This window comes from Actinomadura sp. GTD37 (assembly GCF_041951365.1).
GTDB lineage: Bacteria > Actinomycetota > Actinomycetes > Streptosporangiales > Streptosporangiaceae > Spirillospora.
On sequence record NZ_JBGNUS010000002.1, the window covers coordinates 418,963 to 439,546 of the forward strand.

13 protein-coding genes are annotated in these 20,584 nt (G+C 72.9%); 3 read left to right on the plus strand and 10 right to left on the minus strand.

Annotated features, from left to right (window positions below):
- The first annotated feature begins 22 nt into the window (after positions 1-22).
- Entirely contained in the window at positions 23-5,872 is a 5,850-nt protein-coding gene (locus ACA511_RS16090) for a TIR domain-containing protein (protein ID WP_375025127.1), read from the plus strand.
- Here ACA511_RS16090 and coaE read toward each other — a convergent pair.
- The 6 genes from coaE to polA all read right to left on the minus strand — a co-directional run bounded on the left by coaE (position 5,869) and on the right by polA (position 15,445).
- A complete protein-coding gene (gene coaE, locus ACA511_RS16095; RefSeq protein WP_375025128.1) occupies positions 5,869-6,468 on the minus strand; it encodes a dephospho-CoA kinase in 600 nt (199 codons plus the stop codon). The genes ACA511_RS16090 and coaE overlap by 4 nt on opposite strands.
- 47 nt (positions 6,469-6,515) lie before the next feature.
- Positions 6,516-7,025, minus strand: a complete 510-nt coding sequence (locus ACA511_RS16100) for a GNAT family N-acetyltransferase (protein WP_375025129.1) — start codon at positions 7,023-7,025, stop codon at positions 6,516-6,518.
- Between the two features lie 37 nt (positions 7,026-7,062).
- Positions 7,063-9,027 carry an endonuclease/exonuclease/phosphatase family protein gene (locus ACA511_RS16105; RefSeq protein ID WP_375025130.1) on the minus strand — a complete coding sequence of 655 codons (1,965 nt, stop codon included), beginning with the start codon at positions 9,025-9,027 and terminating at the stop codon, positions 7,063-7,065.
- Between the two features lie 252 nt (positions 9,028-9,279).
- A complete protein-coding gene (gene rpsA / locus ACA511_RS16110) occupies positions 9,280-10,782 on the minus strand; it encodes a 30S ribosomal protein S1 (RefSeq protein ID WP_375025131.1) in 1,503 nt (500 codons plus the stop codon).
- Positions 10,783-11,019: 237 nt separating this feature from the next.
- The gene (locus ACA511_RS16115) at positions 11,020-12,147 is read right to left on the minus strand and encodes a polysaccharide deacetylase family protein (protein WP_375025132.1); all 1,128 of its coding nucleotides are present in this window, start codon (positions 12,145-12,147) and stop codon (positions 11,020-11,022) included.
- A 607-nt stretch (positions 12,148-12,754) separates the two neighbouring features.
- A complete protein-coding gene (gene polA, locus ACA511_RS16120) occupies positions 12,755-15,445 on the minus strand; it encodes a DNA polymerase I (RefSeq protein ID WP_375025133.1) in 2,691 nt (896 codons plus the stop codon).
- Positions 15,446-15,583: 138 nt separating this feature from the next.
- Here polA and ACA511_RS16125 point away from each other — a divergent pair, with 138 nt between their 5' ends.
- A complete protein-coding gene (locus ACA511_RS16125; protein WP_375025602.1) occupies positions 15,584-15,940 on the plus strand; it encodes a PaaI family thioesterase in 357 nt (118 codons plus the stop codon).
- Between the two features lie 299 nt (positions 15,941-16,239).
- A complete protein-coding gene (locus tag ACA511_RS16130; RefSeq protein WP_375025134.1) occupies positions 16,240-16,797 on the plus strand; it encodes a DUF4352 domain-containing protein in 558 nt (185 codons plus the stop codon).
- 90 nt (positions 16,798-16,887) lie between these two features.
- Here the strand turns inward: ACA511_RS16130 and ACA511_RS16135 are convergent, their stop codons facing one another.
- The 4 genes from ACA511_RS16135 to ACA511_RS16150 are packed head-to-tail and all read right to left on the minus strand — an operon-like array spanning position 16,888 to position 20,579.
- Positions 16,888-17,685: an ABC transporter ATP-binding protein gene (locus ACA511_RS16135; protein WP_375025135.1), complete on the minus strand. Its 798-nt coding sequence runs from the start codon at positions 17,683-17,685 to the stop codon at positions 16,888-16,890.
- Positions 17,675-18,415: an ABC transporter ATP-binding protein gene (locus tag ACA511_RS16140; RefSeq protein WP_375025603.1), complete on the minus strand. Its 741-nt coding sequence runs from the start codon at positions 18,413-18,415 to the stop codon at positions 17,675-17,677. Before ACA511_RS16140 ends, ACA511_RS16135 begins: the two co-directional genes overlap by 11 nt.
- Before the next feature lie 47 nt (positions 18,416-18,462).
- Positions 18,463-19,617, minus strand: coding sequence for a branched-chain amino acid ABC transporter permease (locus ACA511_RS16145; RefSeq protein WP_375025137.1), 1,155 nt, complete (start codon positions 19,615-19,617; stop codon positions 18,463-18,465).
- A complete protein-coding gene (locus tag ACA511_RS16150; protein ID WP_375025138.1) occupies positions 19,614-20,579 on the minus strand; it encodes a branched-chain amino acid ABC transporter permease in 966 nt (321 codons plus the stop codon). Before ACA511_RS16150 ends, ACA511_RS16145 begins: the two co-directional genes overlap by 4 nt.
- Positions 20,580-20,584 lie beyond the last annotated feature (5 nt).

A 20,584-nucleotide genomic window follows, 5' to 3' on the forward strand; every position in this document is an offset into this window, starting at 1 on the left:
GCGGCCGCGCGATACTGGCGGCATGACACTCCCCGGCGGCCATCTCGGACAGGAGCGTCCGACCGACTTCTTCATCAGCTACTCCCCCGCGGACGAGCGGTGGGCGTCCTGGATCGCCTGGCAGCTGGAGGCCGCCGGGCACCGGACGATGATGCAGGCGTGGGACTTCGTGCCCGGGACCAACTTCATCGACTTCATGGACCGGGGCCTCTCGGAGGCCAAGGCCGTGGTGGCGGTGCTGTCGCGCAACTACCTGCGGTCCCGGTACGGGCGGCTGGAGTGGATGGCGGCGCTGCGGGCCGACCCCGACGACCCCGCCCGCAAGCTCGTCACGGTCCGCATCGAGGACTGCCCGATCGACGGGCTGCTGTCCACGATCACCTACGTCGACCTGGTGGGCATCGACGACCCCGACGAGGCGCGCGGGATGCTGATGCGGCGCATCCAGGAGGCCCTGGCTGGCCACGCGCGTCCCCTGAACGGCCCCGGATTCCCCGGCGGCGGCCCTCCCCTGCCGGACGGCGGCGGCGTGCTGCCGGGGCGTCTGGAGCCCGCTGAGGGACGGACGGACGGGAGCGCCGGCGGCGCGGAGGCGGCCGGGGAGCGGCCCGTCCGGCGGGCGCCCGTCGCCGCGCCCGCGTTCCCCGCGGCGGGCGGCGGCCACGAGCCCCGCGAGCGGATCAGCGTCCTGCACGTGTCGGGCCCCCGGTTCGGCCGGACGCTCGCCGAGCCCGGCGAGCCGACCACCGCCACCGAGCTGCAGGACCGCGTCTGGAGCGACGTGACGCGGCTCGCCGACTCCGGCGTGCCGCGCCCCGACCTGCTGATCGTCACCGGCAACATCACCCACTCGGGCAGCCGCAAGGAGTTCGCCGAGGCGCTGTCGTTCCTGACCAGCCTGCGGGCGCTGCTCGGGCTGGAGGCGCAGCGCGTCGTGGTCGTGCCCGGCACCCACGACGTCACCCGCGCCGCGTGCCAGGCGTACTTCTCCAGCTGCGAGGCCGACGACATCGAGCCCCAGCCGCCGTACTGGCCGAAATGGCGGCACTACGCGGGCCTGTTCAAGGAGTTCTACCAGGGCATCGACGCGCTGATCTTCGACAGCGCGCAGCCGTGGACGCTGTTCCCCGTCCCCGATCTCCGGGTCGTGGTCGCCGGCCTCAACTCGACCCTGCCGCAGACCCACCGCGAGGAGGACCGGTACGGCCGGATCGGGCGGGCGCAGGCCGCCTGGTTCAACGAGCGGCTGCGGCACTTCGAGGGCGAGGGGTGGCTGCGCCTCGGCGCCGTCGAGCACACGCCCATCGCCGGCGAGCCCGGGGCGCTGCGCGACCCCGAGACGGTGGAGACGCTGCTCGGCGGCCACGTCAACCTGTTCTTCCAGGGGACGGAGTCGGAGTTCGGCGCCGTCCCGCTGCTCGGCGGCGGGGCCCCCGCCGTCCCGGCGCTCGGCCCGGGGCGGCACCAGACCGTCGTCCTGAACCGGGACGGCCTGGAGCGGTGGATCCCCGAGGACGCCGCCCGGCGCGGCCCGGAGCGCCTCGACCGGACCTGGGCGAGCGTCCGGGGAACGTTCCCGGCCCCGCGCGCGGAGACGCCGCCCGCCCCGCCCGCCCCCGAACTCGGGCCCGCGGCGGACGGCGCCGCCGACCCCGTGCCCGATCCCGCGGCGCGGCTGCTCGACCGGCTGACCGAGGCGTGCGAGACGCGGTTCGAGCGCGCGACCATCCGGCGGGTCGTCCCGCCCGCGCGCGAGGAGGGCCGCTCCGACCCGCCGCACCTGCTCCTCACCCACCTGGAGGACGGCTTCGTCCGCCAGTACCGCATCGGCGCCCACGTCGGGCAGGTGACCGAGGCCGACGTGGACGCGTTCATCCGGCACGTGCACGCCGACGGCACCGACCACGGCTCCGAACTCGTGTACCTCGGCCCGGCCCCGCCCCGGTCGCTGCGCGAGGACGCGCTGCGGCGCGGCATCCGGGTGCGCAGCCTCACCGAGTTCCAGGGCCTCCTCGACCTGTCGGAGTACGTGACGGCGCAGACGGGCCGGCTGTCCGCCGACGGGCTGTACCCGCCGTCCCTGTACGTCCCGCAGCGCTTCCGGGAGCTCGACCGCCTCCAGACGCCCGAGGAGGGGACCCGCCTCGCCGGGGACGTCCGCCAGGACGTCGTCGGCGAGATGCTGCGGCTGCTGGCCGCCGACCACGGGCGGTTCCTGCTGCTGCTGGGCGACTTCGGGCGCGGCAAGACGTTCGCGCTGCGCGAGCTGGCCCGCCGCATCCCCGAGGAGCTGCCGCACGTCATCCCGATCCTCATCGAGCTGCGGGCGCTCGACAAGGCGCACTCGGTGGACGGCCTGGTCGCCGCGCACCTCGCCAACCACGGCGAGGAGCTGATCGACCTCAAGGCGTTCCACTACATGCTCCGCCAGGGCCGCATCGTCCTGCTCTTCGACGGGTTCGACGAGCTGGTGACGCGGATGACCTACGACCAGGCCGCCGACCACCTCGACACGCTGCTCCAGGCCGCCCGGGACAAGGCCAAGATCGTCGTGGCGAGCCGGACGCAGCACTTCAAGTCGCAGGCGCAGGTGCTGACCGCCCTCGGCGAGAGGGTCGGCGTCCTGCCGCACCGGCGCGTCCTCGGCCTGGAGGAGTTCGCGCCGCCGCAGGTCCGCTCCTACCTGGTGAACCGGTACGGGGACGAGGCGGCGGCCGAGGCGCGGCTGACCCTGCTCGCGGGGATCGAGGAGCTGCTCGCGCTGACGTCCAACCCGCGGATGCTGTCGTTCATCGCCGACCTCCCCGAGGACCGGCTGCGCGCGGTCGCGCAGGCCCGCCGCGCGGTGTCCCCCGCCGACCTGTACCACGAGATCCTGTCGTCCTGGCTGGCGTACGAGGCCGAGCGGGTCGGCGGCGCGGGCGGGCCGTCCGGGCTGAAGGCCGAGGACATGTGGGAGGCCGTGGGCACCCTCGCGCTGCGGCTGTGGGAGGGCAACGAGCAGTTCCTGAGCCTCGCCGAGATGGGCGACGTCGCCGACGCCCTCACCGGCCTCGCGGGCGGCCGGATGTCGCCGCACCAGGTGACGCACGCCGTCGGCGCGGGCAGCCTGCTCGTCCGCACCGACGAGGGCCTGTTCGGGTTCATCCACACCTCGGTGATGGAGTGGCTCGTCGCGCGGCACATCGCCGCCGAGTTCGCCCGGGGCGCGGCGCCCGCCGCGCTCGGCCACCGCGCGCTGACGCAGCTCACCGTCGACTTCCTGTGCGACCTCGCCGACCCGCGCGCCTGCCAGGACTGGGCGGCCGGCGTCCTCGCCGACCCCGGCGCCGACGACCTGGCCCGCGCCAACGCGATCCGCATCACGACCCGCCTGCGGACCCCGGCGCGCACCGACCTGCGCGGCGCCCGCCTCCAGGGCGAGGACCTGTCCTACCGCGACCTCCAGGAGGTCGACCTCACCGGCGCCGACCTCACCGACGCGCAGCTCGTCGGCGCGAACCTGTCCAGGGCCGTCCTGCGGGACGCGTCGCTGGCCGGCGCCCGGCTGGACGAGGCGCGCCTCACCGGCGCCGACCTGCGCGGCGCCGACCTGTCCCGGGCCCGCCTCGCCCGCGCCGACCTGCGCGACGTCGCCGTCGACGGCAGCCGCTGGACGCGCGCCGCCCTCGTCGACGCCGTCCTCCCCGACCGGATCGCCGCCGCGCCGGAGCTGCGCGAGGCCGCGATCGCGCCGGGGCGCCCGATCGACATCCAGATCGCGCCGCCCGCGGTGGGCGTCCCCTACGGCTTCCACTTCCAGACGAGCCGCCTCCCGCAGCCGCTCGCCTACAGCCCCGGCGGGTCCGTCCTGGCCGTCGGCAGCGAGGACGGCGGCGTCCTCGTGTGCGACGCCGTCACGGGCACTCCCCTGCGCACGCTCCAGGGCCACACCGACCGCGCCTACGCGGTGGCGTTCGACTCCGGCGGCAACCTCCTGGCGAGCGGGTCGGCGGACGGGACCGTCCGGCTGTGGGACCTCGCCACCGGGCACGCGGCGCACACCCTCGCCGTCCACCCCGAGGGCGTGTGGCCGGTCGTCGTCGGCGGCCGCGCCCCGTCGGGCGGCGACCTCGTCGCGGCGGGCGCCGCCGACGGGACCGTCCGCGTCTGGGACGCCGCCGGCGGCGCCCTCCTCCACGAGCTCTCCGGGCACACCGCGCCCGTCTACACCGCCGTGTTCGACCCCGCCGGGTCCCTCATGGTCACCGGCGACGCGGGCGGCACCCTCCGCGTCTGGGACCTCGCCACCGGCGCGCTGCGGCGCGAGCTGACCGGCCACCGGGGCGCGGTGTTCCGGGCCGTCTTCCACCCGGACGGCTCCCACCTCGCCGCCGGGGACGAGGCGGGCGTCGTCCGGCTCTGGGACATCCGCACCGGCGAGATCGGCCAGGAGCTCCTCGGCCACACCGGACGCGTCTACGCCATCGCCTTCCACCCCGGCGGGGACCTCCTCGTCACCGGCGACACCGACGGGTCCGTCCGCATCTGGGAGGACGGCCGGCACCGCAGCACCCTGTCCGGCCACGAGGGCGGCATCTACCAGGCGGCGTTCAGCCCGGACGGCGGCCGCCTCGCCACCGCCGACAGCGCCGGGTCCGTCCGGCTGTGGGATCCCGCGCGCGGGCGGCAGCGCCTCGAACTCGCCGGGCACCGCGGCGCCGTGTGGCCCTTCGCGTTCCGGCCCGACGGCGCCCAGCTCGCCACCAGCAGCAACGACGGCACCGCCCGCCTGTGGGACGCCGAGACCGGGCAGTGCCGCGTCGTGCTGCGCGGGCACGGCCGCCGCGTCACCGGCGTCGCGTTCAGCCCGGACGGCGGCATGCTCGCCGCCAGCGGCAACGACGGCCTCGTCCGGCTCTGGGAGCCGCGCTCCGGCCGGATGATCCGCGAGCTGCGCGGCGTCGCCGACAACCTCACCTCAGCCGCGTTCAGCACCCGCGACTCCCAGCTCGCCACCGCCACCAACGACGGCGGCGTCCACCTGTGGCAGGCCGGGACGGGCGCCTTCGAACGCGAGCTGAACGTCGAGACCGACCACGTGTGGGCGCAGGCGTTCGCGCCCGCCGGGGACGTCCTCGCCACCGCCAACGACGACGACTCCGTGCGCCTCTGGTACTGGACGACCGGCCGCGAGATCGTCAACCTCGCCGAGCACCGGGGCCGCGTCCGCTCCATCGACTTCCAGCCGGGCGGCGCGCTCCTCGCCACCGGATGCGACGACGGCCTCGTCCGCCTCTGGCATCCCCGCACGGGCGAGCTCACCGCGGCCCTGGAGGGGCACACCGACCGCGTCTACCGGGTGGTGTTCTCGCCGTCCGGCGAGACCCTCGCCAGCGCGAGCAACGACGGCACCGTCCGCCTGTGGGACCCGTCGACCGGGCGGGCGCTGCACACCCTCACCGGCCACGGCGGCCGCCTGTGGACGACCGCGTTCCACCCGTCCGGGGCCATGCTCGCCAGCGCGGGCGACGACATGGTGGTCCGCCTCTGGGACCCGTCCACCGGGCGGCTCCTGCACACCCTCACCGGCCACACCCGCCGCATCTGGTCGGCCGCGTTCAGCCCGGACGGCGCCCTCCTCGCCACCGCCGGCGACGACGGCGCCGTCATCCTCTGGGACGTCACCGACCGCGGCGCCCCCGCCCGCCGCGCGACCCTCCTCGGCCTCGCCGAGGGCTGGGCCGCCCTGGCCCCCGACGGCCGCTACAAGTGGGAGGGCAACGCCACCGCCGAATTCTGGTACTCCGTCGGCATGTGCCGCTTCGAGCCCGGCGAACTCGACCCCTACCTGGCCGAAGTCCACCGCCTGCCCCTCGACGCGCCGTTCTAGGGGGCGGCGCGGCGGGCCAGGGCCTCCCAGAGGGCGTCGACCTGGGCTTTCAGGTCGTCGAGGGTGCCGGAGTTGTCGATGACGTGGGTGGCGACGGCGCGGCGGTCTGCGCGGGACGCCTGGTTGGCCATGCGGGCGCGGGCGTCCTCCTCGGCCATGCCGCGGCGGGACGTCAGGCGGTCGAGCTGCGACTCCTCGGGGGCGTCCACGACGACGACCTCGTCGTACATGGGGGCCAGCCCGTTCTCCGCCAGGAGGGGGACGTCGTAGACGACGACGGCGCCGGCGGGCGCGGCGTCCATGAGCTCCCGCATCCGCTCGCCGACGAGGGGGTGGACGATCGCGTTCAGCGCGGCGAGCCGGCCGGCGTCGGCGAACACGACGCGGCCGACCTTCTCGCGGTCCAGGGCGCCGGACGGCAGCAGCACGTCCTCGCCGAACTCCGCCACGACGGCGGCGAGGCCCGGGGCGCCGACCTCCACGACCTCGCGGGCGATCTTGTCGGCGTCGATGACCACCGCGCCGCGCTCGTTCAGCCGCGCGGACACCTCGCTCTTGCCCGACCCGATACCGCCGGTGAGTCCCACTTTCAGCACGGGCCTCACCCTAGTGGCCGCGGAGCCCGGGGCCCCGCCCCGGGTGGCTACGCCGTTCCGGCGGGGACGAGGACTTTGCGCATGTGCACGAGGGTGAGGTGCGCGGCGACGCGCTCGCGGTGCGTCTCGGCGTAGCCGAGGCGGCGGTACAGGCGCAGGTTCGTCTCGCTGAGATGCCCGGTGAACAGCACGCACGCGTCCACGCGGCCCGCGACCGCGGCCTCCAGCTCGCCCAGCAGGCGCCGCCCGATGCCGCGGCCCTGCAGGTCGGGGACGACCACGAGCCGGCCGACCAGGCACGTGTGCTCGCTGAACTGGGCGCGGGCGGCGCCGACGAGGCGGCCGCCCAGCACCGCCTTCAGCACCACCGCGTCCGTCTCCAGCACCTTGCGGAGCTGCTCGACCGACTCGACCAGCGGCGGGAGGAACGGGTCGCCGTACAGCTGCGCCTCCGCGACGTAGGCGGCGCGCTGCACGGTCATCAGCTCCCCGGCGTCCCCGGGTCCCGCCCGCTCGATCACCACCGGCTCGCGCCCGATCACCACCGGCTCGCTCATGGCGCCGACCCTGGCGGGGCGGGCGCGCCCGCCCCGCTCACCGCCCGATCCGGACGGTCACCGCGACCGGATAGTGGTCGGACGCCTTCGACTTCGGCACCTCGTAGTCGGTGACGAGGATGCCGTCCGACCCGAAGATCCAGTCGTGCGTGGAGCCGTCCGGCCGGGTCGGGTACGGCTCGCCGCCGAGGGCGGCGCTGCGCAGGTCGGTGCCGTCGGTCATCGCGGCCAGCTCCGGGCTGCCCGCGTCGGTCTGGAAGTCCCCGCCGATCAGCGTGCGGGGCGCGCCGCCCCAGGCCCGCAGCAGCGCCGCGATCTCCCGGGCCCGCTCGGCGGCCTGGCCGTCGCCGCCCTCCAGGTGCGTCGACCACACGTCCATCGTGGTCTTCCCGACGGCGAGCCGCGCCCACACGTACCCGCGGATCTGCGACCAGTCGCCGCGCGGCATCCGGCCCGTCCCCGAGCTGCGCACCGGCAGCGACGTCAGGATCGCGTTGCCGAACTGGCCGTCGGCGGCCGGGCCCCAGATCAGCTTCATGCCGAGGCGCCGCGACAGCCACACGCCGACGTCGGTGGTGCCGGACAGCAGCGACCCGCGTCCGGCCTCCTGCAGCAGGACGACCTGCGCCCGCTGCCCCTCGATGACGCGGGCGATGCCCTCCGGGTCGAGCTGCCCGGACTGGTCGACCGCGTCGTGGATGTTGTAGCTGAGCACCCGCACCTGCCCGGACGCGGCCGCCGGCTGGGCCTCGCCGTCCGGCGCGGCCACGGTGAACACCAGCGTGCCGGCGAGCAGCACGAGGGCGGCGGCGCCGGCGGTGACGGCGCGCAGCGGGGCGCGGGCGGGCAGCGGGCCGCCGCGCGCGGCGGCGAACGCCGCGAGGGCGCCGAGCAGGATCCCGGCGAGGCCGGGCAGCAGGTTGTTCGGGAACGGCAGCGGCGACACCGCGCTGACCTGGTACGGGATCAGGATCGCGGCGACCAGCAGGCCGCCGAGCGCGGCGCCGGCGTCGATCCGCCAGACCGGCCCGCCGGTCCCGGCGCGGCGCAGCGGCGCCCGGCACGCCACGGCCAGCAGCCATGCCGCCATCACCTGCCCGACGATCACGATGGGGACGACCTCGATGCCGGAGACGGCGTACGTCCCGGCGACGGCGCCGATGCCCACGCCGAGGACGGTGCCGCCGAGCACGCACACGCCGCCCGGCACCGCCCGCACGGCGAGGCCGGAGGCGAGGAACGCGAGCGCGCACCCCTGCCCGATGACGATGGTGACGTGCGCGCCGGTCAGCGACTGCCAGCCGGACGACGCCACGAACGCGGGGCTGGCGAGGACGAGGATCTGCAGCGCGAGGAACGGCCCGAGCGCGGCGGCGCCGAGCGCGTCCCGCCAGGACACGCCGGGCGCGCCGACCGGGCCCGACACCAGTTCGCGGTAGAGGGCGACGGCGCCCGCGGCGACGAACGCCAGGCACGCCAGCCAGGGGCCGGGGCCGTCCCGCCAGACCGGGTCCCAGGTGGCGAAGCCCATCCGCACCGCGCTGTCGATGGCCAGGCCCGCGACCGCCGCGGTGGCGAAGCCGACGCCGGACAGGCCGCGGGCGCCCTCGTACAGCGCCGCGACGGCGATCATGCCGATCGCGGTGCCGGCGAACGCCAGCCAGGTCTGCGGGTCGATGGCCTGCGCGAGCAGCCGGACGGCGAACAGCCCGCCGATGCCGGCGAGCAGCAGGCCGCGCGGCCCGGCCGCGCGGCGGATCAGCGGGGCGGTGAACCCGGCGAGGTAGATGAGGAGCACGCCGAACGCGGCGACCGCGTTGCCGGTCCGGTCGGCGAAGTGGTCGAGTTGCGGCAGTGAGAACCGCAGGGTCTGCGCGAGCACCGCGACCGTGACCGCGATCAGCGCGAGCCGGGCGGGCCCCTGCGGGACGATCGAGGGGCCGGCCGCGGCGGGGCCGCCGGTCCTGGTGCCGGCGTCGGGTTCGGCGTCTGTCCTGGCCAATTGAACGAGTGCTCCCGGAGACGAGCGGACCTTCGGGGGGTGAGGTGAAGCGTCGGGGACGCTGCCCCCCGCCATCGTGGCGCAAGCGAAGCACGGCCGGAGGCCGATCCAGAAGATCGTCTCCGGCCGTGTTCGTGTTGTTCACCCGCGGGCCGCCGCGGCGGCGTGGCGCGGGCGAGCGGTCAGCGCGCTGTCACCGACCTCCGCTCCCCCGGCGTCCGGACGGGCCGTCCGCCGGGGAAGGGATGCGGCTCACTGACCGCCGGAGAGCTTCTCCCGCAGCGCGGCGAGCGCCTCGTCGGTGGCGAGGGCGCCACCGCCGGACTCGCTCTCGCCGCCGCCGGAGTAGGAGGTCTCGCCGCCGCCGCCGCTGGTGGTGCTGGTGCTGGTGCTCGCGGGCGCGGTGTCGGCCTCCGCCTCGGCCTTGCGGGCCTCCTCGATCTGCTTGCGGTGGGCGTCGAAGCGCGTGCGGGCCTCGGCGTACTGCCGCTCCCACGTCTCGCGCTGCTCGTCGAAGCCCTCCAGCCACTCGCCGGTGTCGGCGTCGAAGCCCTCGGGGTACTTGTAGTTCCCCTGGTCGTCGTACTCGGCGGGCATGCCGTACAGCGTGGGGTCGAAGTCCTCTTCCTCCATGCTGGCCGCGCCCTCGTTGGCCTGCTTGAGGGAGAGGCTGATCCGGCGCCGGTCGAGGTCGATGTCGATGATCTTCACGAAGATCTCGTCGCCGACCTGGACGACCTGCTCGGGGATCTCCACGTGGCGCTCGGCCAGCTCGGAGATGTGCACCAGGCCCTCGATGCCCTCCTCGACCCGGACGAACGCGCCGAACGGCACCAGCTTGGTGACGCGGCCGGGCACGACCTGGCCGATCTGGTGGGTGCGGGCGAACTGCTGCCACGGGTCTTCCTGGGTGGCCTTGAGCGACAGGGAGACGCGCTCGCGCTCCATGTCGACGTCCAGGACCTCGACCGTGACCTCCTGGCCGACTTCGACGACCTCGGACGGGTGGTCGATGTGCTTCCAGGACAGCTCGGAGACGTGCACCAGTCCGTCGACGCCGCCGAGGTCGACGAACGCGCCGAAGTTGACGATGCTCGACACGACGCCCTTGCGGACCTGGCCCTTCTGCAGCGTGTTGAGGAAGGTCTGGCGGACCTCGCTCTGCGTCTGCTCCAGCCAGGCGCGGCGGGACAGCACCACGTTGTTGCGGTTCTTGTCCAGCTCGATGATCTTGGCCTCGAGCTCGCGGCCCACGTAGGGCTGCAGGTCGCGGACCCGGCGCATCTCGACGAGCGACGCGGGCAGGAAGCCGCGCAGGCCGATGTCGAGGATGAGACCGCCCTTGACGACCTCGATGACGGTGCCGGTGACGATGCCGTCCTCGTCCTTGATCTTCTCGATCGTGCCCCAGGCGCGCTCGTACTGAGCGCGCTTCTTGGACAGGATCAGACGGCCTTCCTTGTCCTCCTTCTGAAGGACGAGGGCCTCGACGTGGTCTCCGACGGTGACGACCTCGTTGGGGTCGACGTCGTGCTTGATGGAGAGCTCACGCGAGGGAATGACGCCCTCGGTCTTGTAGCCGATGTCGAGGAGGACCTCGTCACGATCGACCTTGACGACAGTGCCTTCGACAATGTCGCCGTCGTTGAAGTACTTGATGGTCTCGTCGATCGCTGCGAGGAAGGCTTCCTCGGACCCGATGTCGTTGACCGCTACCTGCGGGGTGGTCGAGGTGGCCTCGGTGCTGCTCGTCATGTGTCGGCTGGCTCCGGTACGGACATGGAAGTCGTATGGGTTGTGCGCGGAGGGCCGTTATCCGCCCTGCCGAAGACCGGAATCGGACGCGGAACGTGCCGCGTCAGTGAACCGAACCGATGTCGCCGACCTGACCGAGCGCGAGCCTGCTCCGTCCGAAGCGCGCGCAGGCCCACAGCGCAGCGATCAGGATATGGGACCAATCACGCGTGGTCAATCCGGGCGGGGCGGCGATGATCAGTACGTCCGCGCGCGGGCCCTGTACTGCTTGGCGATCCGGTCCTCCGCGGCCTTCGGAAACGTCACGGTGTTCGGGTCTCCGTCAGATGTGTACCGCTCGTCGGGGTGCTTGTCCAGATAGTCCAGCCACGCGGTCGAGCAGTACCGCTTGCAGTCGTTCTCCTTGATCTTGCCCTCGGACCGGACGCGGTCGATCTTCCACCGGTCGAAGTCGCCGTCGAACGGGGACGTCGAGGGCCGCCAGCCGGCGAGGAACATCCCCTGGAAGCCGTACCGCCCGTCCTGCTTCTCGGCCCACTTCTCCTTCTTCGGGACGGAGCCGAACGGGTAGGCGAACGTGGTGGTGTGCGCGCCGGTGAGCTTGGCGATCCGGTCCTCCATGTCACCGATCTCCTTGCGCACCCCCTTTTCGGACATGCCCGCCAGGTTCGGGTGGGTCACGGTGTGGTTGCCGATCTCGAACCCGTGCTGCCGGAGCCACTTCAGCCCGGCCGCCGCCTGGACGTCGTCCATCCCGAACAGGTCCTTGTTCAGGTAGAACGTCGCCGTCGGCCGGAACCCCGGGTTCTCCCGCGCGACCTGCTCGATGACCGCGACCGCCGTGTCGGGCTTCGGGTTCCCCTGCGCGTCGAGCCCGAAGTGGCCCGGCGTGCTGTCGTCGAACGTCAGCACCACCGGATGCCCGCCGGCCGGCACGGTGAACCGCCCGCCGACGAACTCCGCCGCCGTGATCGGGTGGTAGCCGCCCTTGGCGAGCCGCGTCAGCTCGTCGTACAGCTCCTTGGTCGACCGGTCGAGCGACAGCTCGGGCTTCTTCAGGATCCGGTGGTACATGAGCACCGGCACCTGGCCCAGCTCGTTCGCCTTGGCCGCCGCGGCCGCGGGCGCCGCCGCCGCGATCGGCGCGGTCGCCGACGCGGTGGGGCTGGCCGTCCCCGATCCGCCCGGCGCGGGCGTCCGCCCCGCCTTGGCGGCCCGCGCCTCGGCCGGCGTCCGGGACGCCGCCCCGGCCCGCTCGGCCGCCTTCCCCTCGTCCCGCCCGCCGCCCCGCTCGCCGGGCAGTGCCAGCCCGAGGACCACGGCGCAGACGATCACGACTCCAGCGATCTTGTGAAGGAGCGGCACGATACCCCCGCCGGTAGACCCGAACAGGACCAGGGGGACAGCGTACGACCCCCTGGACATCTAGGACACCCACCGGCGTACCCGCAGGATCCCCACGCACCACCCGCCCCCGCCCCGCTTCCACCAAAATGTGCATTGCCGTTCTTATGCCAACGACCAAACCCCCAGAACAACCAGATTCGCCCGGCCGCGCCACCACACACGACGCCCGCTCCGAACCGCCCAGCGCCCGGATGGCACCGGCCCCCGCCGCCCCGCACCGAGCACCGGCCGTAGCGCCCCCAGGCGTCCATCCGAAGGCAAGCGAGCAACCTCCTTGCCCCGCCCCCCAGCGTGCGGCCCTCGGCCCGCCACAGCCGTCCTGTGACCGCCGAGCACGCCGACACCAACCGGCGGCTCAGCCAGTCGACGCCCGAGCCCAACCGTCCCGAAGCCCAGCCCCCAACGACCGAAACGTTGCGATCGCGTCCGAAGGCAGGTTTCGAGCCTGCGAGAAACCTGATCGCGCAGCGAGCCCCTGGGCGAGCCGGAGCGATGCAGCGATCGCACGTTCTTTCCGTTGAAGGAAGGCGCCCCAGCGCCTGACGCCGAGGAAAGAACAAAAAAACTAGTGCGCCGCGTCCTGCCAGGTTCTGCCGGTGCCCATGGAGACGCTGAGGGGGGCTCGTAGTTCGTAGGCGCCGGCCATCTGGGTGCTGACGAGGGTTTTGAGGGTGTCCAGTTCGCCGGGGGCGACTTCGAAGACGAGTTCGTCGTGGACCTGGAGGAGCATGCGGGAGGTGAGGCCGGCGTCGCGGAGGGCGCGGTCGACGTTGAGGCTGGCGACCTTGATGATGTCGGCGGCGGAGCCCTGGATGGGCGCGTTGAGGGCCATGCGCTCGGCCATCTCACGGCGCTGGCGGTTGTCGGAGTTGAGGTCGGGCAGGTAGCGGCGGCGGCCGAGGATGGTCTCGGTGTAGCCGTCCTGGCGGGCCTTGCCGACGATGTCGCGCAGGTAGTCGCGGACGCCGCCGAACTGCTCGAAGTACTCCTCCATGAGGCCGCGCGCCTCGTCGGGGGAGATCCGCAGCTGCTGGGAGAGGCCGTAGGCGGACAGGCCGTAGGCGAGGCCGTAGTTCATGGCCTTGATGCGGGCGCGGAGTTCGGAGTCGATCTGCTCGGGCGGGAGGCCGAAGACGCGGGACGCGGTGATGGTGTGGAAGTCGGCGCCGGAGCCGAACGCCTCCAGGAGGGCCTCGTCCTCGGAGAGGTGCGCCATGATGCGCAGTTCGATCTGCGAGTAGTCGGCGGTGAGGAGGGATTCGTAGTCGCCGCCGACGACGAAGGCCTCGCGGATCTGGCGGCCCTCGGCGGTGCGGATGGGGATGTTCTGCAGGTTCGGGTCGGTGGAGGAGAGCCGGCCGGTCGCGGCGATCATCTGGTTGAACGTGGTGTGGATGCGCCCGGCGTCGTCGAGCATCGGGATGAGGGAGTCGACGATGCTCTTGAGCTTGGCGACCTCCCGCCAGCGCAGGATGTGCTCCAGGACGGGGTGGCCGTCCTTCTCCAGGAGGGTGGTGAGGGCCTCGGAGTCGGTGGTGTAGCCCGTCTTGGTGCGCTTGGTCTTGGGGAGGTTCAGCTCGTCGAACAGGACCTGCTGGACCTGCTTGGGCGACCCGAGGTTGAAGTCGCGGCCGACGGCGTCGTGGGCCTGCTGCTCCTGCTCCTTGACCTGGCCGCCGAGGGACGCCGACAGGTGCGCGAGGTGGTCGGCGTCGACGGCGATGCCCGCGCGCTCCATGTCGGCGAGGACGCCGACGAGCGGCAGTTCGACCTCGCGCAGCAGGCGCGTGGCGCCGCGCTTGTCGAGGTCCTTGTCGAGGATGTCGGCGAGTTCGGTGACGGCGCGGGCGCGGACCGCGAGGGCCTCGGCCGCCTCCTCCTCGCCGGAGCCGTCCAGGGTCAGCTGGCCGGAGTCCTCGGTTTCGCTGCGCAGTTCGCGGTGCAGGTAGCGCAGGACGAGGTCGGCGAGGTCGAACGTCCGCTGCCCGGGCAGCGCGAGGTAGGCGGCGAGCGCGGTGTCGCTGGTGAGGCCGGCCAGGGTGACGCCGCGGGCGGCCAGGGCCAGCATGGGGCCCTTGGCCTCGTGGATCGCCTTGGGGCGGGCCGGGTCGGCGAGGTAGGCCGCGAGGGCGCGCTCGTCGTCCTCGATGAGCTCGGCCGGGTCGAGGTTGACGGCCGGGCCCTTCTTGGACGCGAGGGCCAGCGCGGTGATCTCGCCGGTGCCGCGCCCCCAGGCGCCGGTGACGGCGACGCCGAGCCGGTCGCCGGCGTTGGCCTCCAGCCAGGCGCCGAGCGCGCCGGGCTCCAGCGCGTCGAGTTCGACCTCGAAGCCCTCGTCGGCCTCGGGCTCGGCCGCCGACAGCGACGCGTACAGCCGCTCGCGCAGGACGCGGAACTGGAGCGAGTCGAACAGGGTGTGGATCTCGTCGCGGTCCCACTGGCCCATGGTCAGCTGCGGCGGGGTCAGCTCCAGGCCGACCTCGGTGTCGAGCTTGTTGAGCTGCTGGTTGCGCAGCACCCCCGCGAGGTGCTCGCGCAGGCTCTCGCCGGCCTTGCCCTTGATCTCGTCGACGCGGGCGACGAGGGTGTCGAGGTCGCCGTACTTGACCAGCCACTTCGCGGCGGTCTTCGGGCCGACGCCGGGCACGCCGGGCAGGTTGTCGCTGCTCTCGCCGACCAGCGCGGCGAGCTCCCGGTACCGCTCGGGCGGGACGCCGTACTTGGCCTCGACGGCGGCCGGGTCCATCCGGGCGAGTTCGGACACGCCGCGGACCGGGTACAGGATCGTGACGTGCTCGTCGACGAGCTGGAACGCGTCCCGGTCGCCGGTGACGATCAGGGTGTCGAGCCCGGCCTCGGTGGCCTGGACCGACAGCGTGGCGATGATGTCGTCGGCCTCGAAGCCGGCGACCGACATCCGCGGGATGCGCAGCGCGTCCAGCACCTCGAAGATCAGGCTGACCTGGCTGCGGAACTCGTCGGGGGTCTTCTGCCGGCCCGCCTTGTACTCCACGTACTGCTCGTGCCGGAACGTCGGCTCGGAGCGGTCGAACGCCACCGCGATGTGGGACGGCTGCTCGTCGCGCAGCACGTTGATGAGCATCGAGGTGAAGCCGTACACGGCGTTGGTCGGCTGCCCGTCGGTGGTGGAGAAGTTCTCCACCGGCAACGCGAAGAACGCCCGGTAGGCCAGGGAATGCCCGTCGAGCAGGAGGAGCCGGTCACGCTTGTCAGGGGTCGCTGGTGTCGTCGCCACACGAGGACTCTAGTCTGCGCGTACGACAGTTGTGTGGAGGCGTAAGTGACTGACACCGGCGGGACGTCCCCGCAGGAAGTGGCCGCGAAGATCGGTTCCGGCGAGGAGTTCGACGGGCGCGGCGACCTGGCCAGGGCCATGGGCGTCGAGTACCTGGAGGTGTCGGCCGAACGGGTCGTCGGGCGCATGCCGGTCAAGGGCAACACCCAGCCGTACGGGCTCCTGCACGGCGGCGCGTCCTGCGTGCTCGCCGAGACCCTCGGGTCCGCGGGGTCGGCGCTGCACGCCGGTCCGGGCCGCGTCGCGGTCGGCATCGAGATCAACGCCACCCACCACCGGTCCGCGACCGAGGGGTTCGTGACGGGCGTGGCGACCCGCGCGCACGGCGGGCGGACCCTCGCCACCTACGACATCGTGATCACCGACGAGCAGGACCGGCGGGTCTGCACCGCCCGGCTCACCTGCATGCTGCGGGACGCTCCGCCCGGAGCCTGACGCGGCGCCCGGCCCCGCGCCGGGCCCTCCGCGCCGGTCCGGCGCGATCCGCGCTTTCTTTGCGATGCGCGGCCCGGGGTCTGTAGCGTGGATCGGAACGGCCCGGGATCACCGAGTAGACAACGTACGCGCCCGGGGAAGGTTCGTACGGCCCCAAAGGTGATCCCGGGTCAACGCATGTCCGGGGACGGCCGCCGTCCCGGTTCGACACCGGCATGGGTCCGTCACCGGTTGCGGTTGGGTTGCGAAACGAGATCGCCGGGTTCAGCCCGTCCCCGATCCGCCGTACGTTCCGGACCATGCGCCACCTTCATCCGCGCACCCGTCCGGCCGCCGCGCTGGGCCTCGCCGCCGTCCTCCTGCTCGCGGGCTGCTCCGGCGGCGGCTCCGGCGGCGCCGCAGCGCTCCCCGACTACAAGATCCCCGCCGAGAAGGCCCGCGAGGGCGAGGCCGTCCCCCAGGGCAGGACCGGGCGGAGCGCCGACATGCGCTTCACCGTCGTCGGCTTCAGCACCGCCATGACCGACGTCATGGGCACCCACGCCGCGATGGACGCCAAGGGCGCCTTCACCCGCGTGCGCGTCCTCGCCGTCAACACCGGCCGCGACATCCAGGTCTTCGACACCTGGAAGCAGCGGCTCGTCACCGCCGACGGCCGGGCCCACTCCCCCGACGTCAACGCCACCATGATCAAACGGCAGCCCGAGCGGCTCTCCGTCGGCTCGTCCATGCGCGTCGAGTTCGACCTCTGGTTCGACATACCGCGCGGCGCGAAGGTGAAGACCCTCCGCCTCTACGGCTCCCCGCCCGTCGGCGCCGTGGGCGACCCCGCGCCCGCCGAGATCACGCTGCCCTGACCGGGCCCGGACACGCTCCCCCGGATGCGGCTGCGCCCGCCGGGCCGGCGAACCGGACCCGGCGGGCGCGTCCCGCGAAGCGCGATACCGCTACTTGGACTCCTCCGCGTCGTCCCCGGACCCGGCGGGCTCCGCCGGCCCGTCCGACTCGGCGGGCTCGGCGGGCTCGGCCGCGGACGCGGTCATCTCGCCGCCCAGGTAGGCGGCGCGGACCTGCGGATCGTCGAGCAGCTCGCCCGCCGGCGCGGCCTTCACCACGCGGCCCGTCTCCAGGACGTACGCGCGGCTCGCGATCTGCAGCGCCTGCTGGGCGTTCTGCTCCACCAGCAGCACCGTCGTGCCGCGCCGGTTGATCTCCTGGATGATCGAGAAGATCTGCTGGACCAGCATCGGCGCGAGCCCCATGGACGGCTCGTCCAGCAGCAGCACCTTCGGCTTGGCCATGAGCGCCCGCCCGATCGCGAGCATCTGCTGCTCGCCGCCGGACATCGTGCCGCCCGCCTGCGACTTGCGCTCGGCGAGCCGCGGGAACAGCTCGTAGGCCTCCGCCAGCTCCTTCGACGGGCTGTCCTTGCGGGCGTACGCGCCCATCAGGAGGTTCTCCTCCACGGTCATCCCGGGGAAGATCCCGCGCCCCTCCGGCGCCTGCCCGATCCCGGCCGACACCCGCTTGTGGCCCGCCAGCCTGCTGATGTCGCGGCCGTCGAACCGGATCGAGCCGGACGTCAGGTTCCGCAGGCCCGAGATCGTCTTCAGCGTCGTCGTCTTCCCGGCGCCGTTCGCGCCGATCAGCGTGACGATCTCGCCCTCGTCCACGGACACCGAGATGCCCTTGAGCGCTGCGATCTTTCCGTAGTGGACGTGAATGTCCTCGATCTCAAGAAGCATCGGCAGGAGCCCCCAGATACGCCTCGATCACCCGCGGGTCGTTCTGCACCTCGGCCGGGAGGCCGTCGGCGATCTTCTGCCCGAAGTCCAGCACCGCGACCCGGTCGCTGATCCCCATCACCAGGCTCATGTCGTGCTCGATGAGCAGGACGGTCACCCCGGTGTCGCGGATCCTGCGGATCAGGTCCTGCAGCGCCACCTTCTCCGCCGGGTTCATGCCCGCCGCCGGCTCGTCCAGCAGCAGCAGCTTCGGGTTCGTGCCCAGCGCCCGCGCGATCTCCAGCCGCCGCTGGTCGCCGTACGGCAGGTTCTTCGCGGCCTCCTCGCCCCGGTGCGGGATCCCCACCAGCTCCAGCAGCTCGCGGGCCCGCTCACGGCCCTGCCGCTCCTCGCGGTGGAACCACGGCAGCCCCAGCGCGGCGCCGGCGAGGCCCGTCCGGTGGTGGGCGTCCGTGCCCACCAGGACGTTCTCCAGCGCGGTCATGTTGTGGAACAGCCGCACGTTCTGGAACGTCCGGGCGATGCCGAGCTTCGTCACGACGTAGCGCTTCTTGCCGTCGATGCGCTTGCCGTCGAACACGACCGAGCCCTCGGTGGGCCGGTAGACGCCGGTGGTCACGTTGAACACCGTCGTCTTCCCCGCGCCGTTCGGGCCGATCAGCGCGAAGATCTCGCCCTCGCGGATGGTGATCTCCACCTTGTTCAGCGCCACGACGCCGCCGAACCGCATCACGACGTCGCGCAGCTCCAGCACCGGCCTGCGCTCGTCCGTCCCGCTCACTTGCCCACCTCCGCGGCCTCGGACTGGCCCGGGCCGGCGACCTCGGCGCCCAGACTGCCCATGCCGCCCGTTCCCTCCGCCAGCTCGGCCTTGCGCCGCCGGGACGGCCACAGCCCCTCCGGACGGAAGATCATCATCAGCACCAGCGCGCCGCCGAAGATCAGCATGCGGTACTCGTCCAGGAACCGGAACCGCTCGGGCAGCCACGCCACCACGAACGCGCCCAGGATCGCGCCCGGGATGTTCCCCGAGCCGCCCAGCACGACCGCCGCCAGGATCAGCGCCGACACGATGAACTCGAAGTTCGCCGGCAGGATCGACGTCTGCTTCGCCGCGAACACCACGCCGCCGCTGCCGCCGATGGCCGCGCCGATCGCGAACGCCGCCAGCTTGAACTTGAACGTCGGGACGCCCATCAGCTCCGCCGCGTCCTCGTCCTCGCGGATCGACGCCCACGCCCGGCCGACGCGCGAGGCGTCCAGCCGCCGGACGAAGATGATCGCGACGATGATGAACACGAGCAGCAGGTAGTAGTACGGCCGCGTGTCCAGCAGCCCGTACTTCAGCGGCTGCACGCCGAGGACCTCGAACTCCGACAGCGACGGCGGGTGGGGGATCCCCTGCACGCCGCGCGGGCCGTTCACGAACGAGCTGTTGTTCGCCGTCCGCTTGACGATCTCACCGAAGCCGAGCGTCACGATCGCCAGGTAGTCGCCCCGCAGCCGCAGCGTCGGCGCGCCCAGGATCACGCCCGCCAGCGCCGAGAACAGGATCGCCAGGACGAGCGTCTCCCAGAAGCTCCAGTGGTACCGCACCGCGAAGATCGCGATGGTGTAGCCGCCGACCGCGTAGAACGCCACGTAGCCGAGGTCCAGCAGGCCGGCCATGCCCACCACGACGTTCAGGCCCAGCGCCAGCAGCACGTAGATGGCGATCTGGTCGCTGAGCATCGACGGCCAGCTCGCGCCGCTCGGCGCCATGAAGCTGCCGATCGCCTCGCTCGGCAGGAACACCGCGCCGACGATGAGCAGGACGTAGACCGCCCAGCGCTGCCACCCGGGGGCGCCCGCCCACCAGTCCCGCAGCGGATCGAGGGAGAGGCCGGTACCGCGCCGGCCCGCCTTGCCGTTCTTCGTCTTCGAAAGGTTCATGCGCGCGCCTGCTGGAGGGACTCACCGAAGATGCCGGTGGGACGGAACATCAGGACCAGGATCAGCACGGTGAACGCGACCACGTCGCGCCACTGCGAACCGAACAGGCTCGAACCGTACATCTCGAGCAGCCCGAGGACGAACCCGCCGGCGAGGGCGCCGCGGATGTTGCCGATCCCGCCGAGGACCGCCGCCGTGAACGCCTTGATGCCGAGCAGGAACCCGACGAAGTAGTTCGTCTGCTCGAAGCGCAGGAAGTACAGCGCCGCCGCGACGCCCGCCATGACGCCGCCGATCACGAACGTCACCGACACGACGCGGTCGATGTTGACGCCCATCAGCACGGCCGTCTCCGGGTCCTGCGCCGTCGAGCGGATGCCGCGGCCGAGCTTCGTCCGGTTCACGAACTGGTCGAGCGCGACCATCATCAGCACCGCGCCGATGAAGATGATCAGCTTGTCGTTGCTGATCTGGATGGGGCCGAGGTCCACCGCGTTCGAGAGCTGCTTGAAGTGCTCGTCGACGGGCAGCCGGCCGCCCTCCTTCGACGTCCCGAACACCCGGTGCACGACGACCGTCGCGAACAGCTGCTGGATGAAGATCGACGCCCCGATGGCCGAGATCAGCGCGGCCAGCCGGGACGCGCCCCTTTTTCGGAGCGGCCGGTACGCCGTCACCTCCAGGAGCATCGCGCTGCCGGCGGTGACCACGCCCGCCACCACCGCGGTCAGCGCCACCACACCGATGAGGGCGATGCCGCCCACCGTCCCGACGCCGAGCGAACGGACCGTCCACAGGGCGGCGAAGGTACCGACCATGAAGATGTCGGCATGCGCGAAGTTGATCAGCCTCAGCACGCCGTAGACCATCGTGTAGCCCAGCGCCAGCAGCGCGTAGATCGCGCCGAGCGCCAGGCCGTCGATGGTCGACGGCCAGAATTGATTGATGAAGTCGTCGAGCACCTTGG

Bases quoted from the DNA above. Each gene is read 5' to 3' on its own strand.
- ACA511_RS16090 (WP_375025127.1), top strand. From the start codon at position 23: ATGACACTCCCCGGCGGCCATCTCGGACAGGAGCGTCCGACCGACTTC.
- ACA511_RS16100 (WP_375025129.1), bottom strand. From the start codon at position 7,025: ATGAGCGAGCCGGTGGTGATCGGGCGCGAGCCGGTGGTGATCGAGCGG.
- rpsA (WP_375025131.1), bottom strand. From the start codon at position 10,782: ATGACGAGCAGCACCGAGGCCACCTCGACCACCCCGCAGGTAGCGGTC.
- ACA511_RS16125 (WP_375025602.1), top strand. From the start codon at position 15,584: ATGGGCGTCGAGTACCTGGAGGTGTCGGCCGAACGGGTCGTCGGGCGC.
- ACA511_RS16130 (WP_375025134.1), top strand. From the start codon at position 16,240: ATGCGCCACCTTCATCCGCGCACCCGTCCGGCCGCCGCGCTGGGCCTC.
- ACA511_RS16135 (WP_375025135.1), bottom strand. From the start codon at position 17,685: ATGCTTCTTGAGATCGAGGACATTCACGTCCACTACGGAAAGATCGCA.
- ACA511_RS16140 (WP_375025603.1), bottom strand. From the start codon at position 18,415: ATGCGGTTCGGCGGCGTCGTGGCGCTGAACAAGGTGGAGATCACCATC.
- ACA511_RS16145 (WP_375025137.1), bottom strand. From the start codon at position 19,617: ATGAACCTTTCGAAGACGAAGAACGGCAAGGCGGGCCGGCGCGGTACC.